At 40.9% G+C, this 2039-nt stretch carries 2 protein-coding genes; one reads left to right on the top strand and one right to left on the bottom strand.

Annotated elements, in window-relative coordinates; genetic code table 11:
* Window positions 1–185 precede the first annotated feature (185 nt).
* Window positions 186–1496, bottom strand: coding sequence for a pentapeptide repeat-containing protein (locus MICAI_RS15670; protein ID WP_008203869.1), 1311 nt, complete (start codon window positions 1494–1496; stop codon window positions 186–188).
* Between the two features lie 163 nt (window positions 1497–1659).
* On the opposite strand from MICAI_RS15670, the gene MICAI_RS26505 reads away from it, so the two are divergent.
* Entirely contained in the window at window positions 1660–1833 is a 174-nt protein-coding gene (locus MICAI_RS26505; RefSeq protein ID WP_164502961.1) for a hypothetical protein, read from the top strand.
* Window positions 1834–2039: the final 206 nt, after the last annotated feature.

Here is a 2039-nt window from a genome sequence, read left to right as displayed (position 1 = left end):
TTATGGGTTGGCTGAAAAAGTAGGGGCGATCGCCGGTTAAGATACAAGGTTTTTGAGCCACCAGCTTGAAAATCTTGCATCTGCTTGGCCAAACAGGCCCCTAAACCCCTTATCTCGTCTATATTTCACATTTATTCAGCCACCCCCACCTAAATCTCTGCTGAAGGTGGAGATCAAAGGCTGTTTTAAACTAATACTTTACTGCGATCGTTAGAAGTATCCCCAAAAATTGCCCCTCGTCGAATCAAATCCTGTTTTTGTTCGGGGGTGATCCCCGTTGCATCGATAAAGATAGCGTTTTCAATGTCAGCCTCACTCAGGTTAGCCCATCTAAGGTCAGCCCCTCTCAGGTCAGCCTCAATCAGGATAGCCTCAATCAGGATAGCCTTAATCAGGTTAGCCCTTCTCAGGTTAGCCCCACTCAGGTCAGCTTCACTCAGGATAGCCTCAATCAGGTTAGCCCTTCTGAGGTTAGCCTTAATCAGGTTAGCCCTTCTGAGGTTAGCATCAATCAGGTTAGCCCCACTCAGGTCAGCTTCACTCAGGTCAGCTTCACTCAGGTCAGCTTCACTCAGGTCAGCTTCACTCAGGTTAGCCCCTCTCAGGTTAGCCCCACTCAGGTCAGCCCCACTCAGGTCAGCCTCACTCAGGAAAGCCCCACTCAGGAAAGCCCGACTCAGGATAGCCCCTCTCAGGATAGCATCACTCAGGTTAGCCCCGCTCAGGTTAGCCCCTCTCAGGATAGCCCCAATCAGGATAGCCCCTCTCAGGATAGCCCCACTTAAATCAACTTGTTGTAGAGTTGTCTTATCGATTGTTCCCTCTCGAATTGCCTTAATTAATTCGGCTTTTTCAATAACTTTTGCATCTGTAGTGAACTCTGCTTTTGTGACGACAATTTCGGGTATATCGTCTGATTTAAGTTCATTGAGAAGGGCTTGCAATTCCCCCGATTGATGTAAATCTGCTAGGCGCTGTAGTCCATCTTCTGAACCTTCTAAAAATAGCCGAATACTGCCTTTAAGTTTCATAATAGGCTTGATCGTGTTGTCTCTGGCGATTTTTTGAATAAGGTTGTTAATCTTATCAATTTTCTCTGGTGTCAGGTCGTCTATCCCTACCTCAATAACTAATTCAAGAACTTTATTTGATTGCTGAGTTTGCGGTTTATTGTTATGATCAAATGTCTGAGAATTATCTCTATACCACCTTGCCAAAGCAGTAATCAGATTACTCTTTCCAATCTTTTCACCTGTTTGCTCTGACAAGATTTTAAATAAATCATAAGCCGCATTCTTGATTGACTGTTCTTCTTGCCTAATTTCTTCCGCTAGATCAGCATATTTTTTATCATCAAAAATACCTTTTAATATTTTTGTCTCCACGTCCGTTAATAGCTTGTTTGTATGCTTTTTTTTCAGATCATTAACCAGCATTTCTAATTCAGTCCATGAAGGGGGTTTAATTTCAGTCATTTTTAGTTCATTTATCATCATTTTTTAAGGGTAACAGGACTTAAGATTACTTTTCAGTACCCTGTCAGGTTACTTGAGAGTACCTAAAAAAAGTACCATTTTCATGACTTTTGAGTAACGACAAATAATCAGATTTTTTTTAATCTAGAGATAGTTCACCTCCTAAGTAAAAGGATTGATGATTATGTATAAATATTGGTTAAAGTACAGAGAAGACCTTGTCAGTCTTGCCAAAATTATCAGCACCATATTTGCGATCGCATCATTTTTAGGCTTCTCTTTTCCAGAGAAATTTCAACCCACTCCCTGCCAACCGACGGCAATTGTTGAAACCACGGAAGTTAGCACTAACAATTAGTCAAAGCGCAAAATTCGCCTAACCTAATCATAGCTTGACCTACAAACAAGATCGGCAAGAGATTTCCATTTTTTTACCTTGCTGATCTCTGTATTTCTTTGTTAACAAAACTTAACAATTATCGGCAAAATTTTGCTTGCTTTTGTCGGGAGATTTTGAGATAATATTTTTAAAGGATTTTATTCATAATGGGAATCTTTGCGTAT

The organism is Microcystis sp. T1-4 (assembly GCF_000297435.1).
Classification (GTDB): Bacteria; Cyanobacteriota; Cyanobacteriia; order Cyanobacteriales; family Microcystaceae; genus Microcystis.
This window is presented reverse-complemented; position numbering and strand designations above follow the sequence as displayed.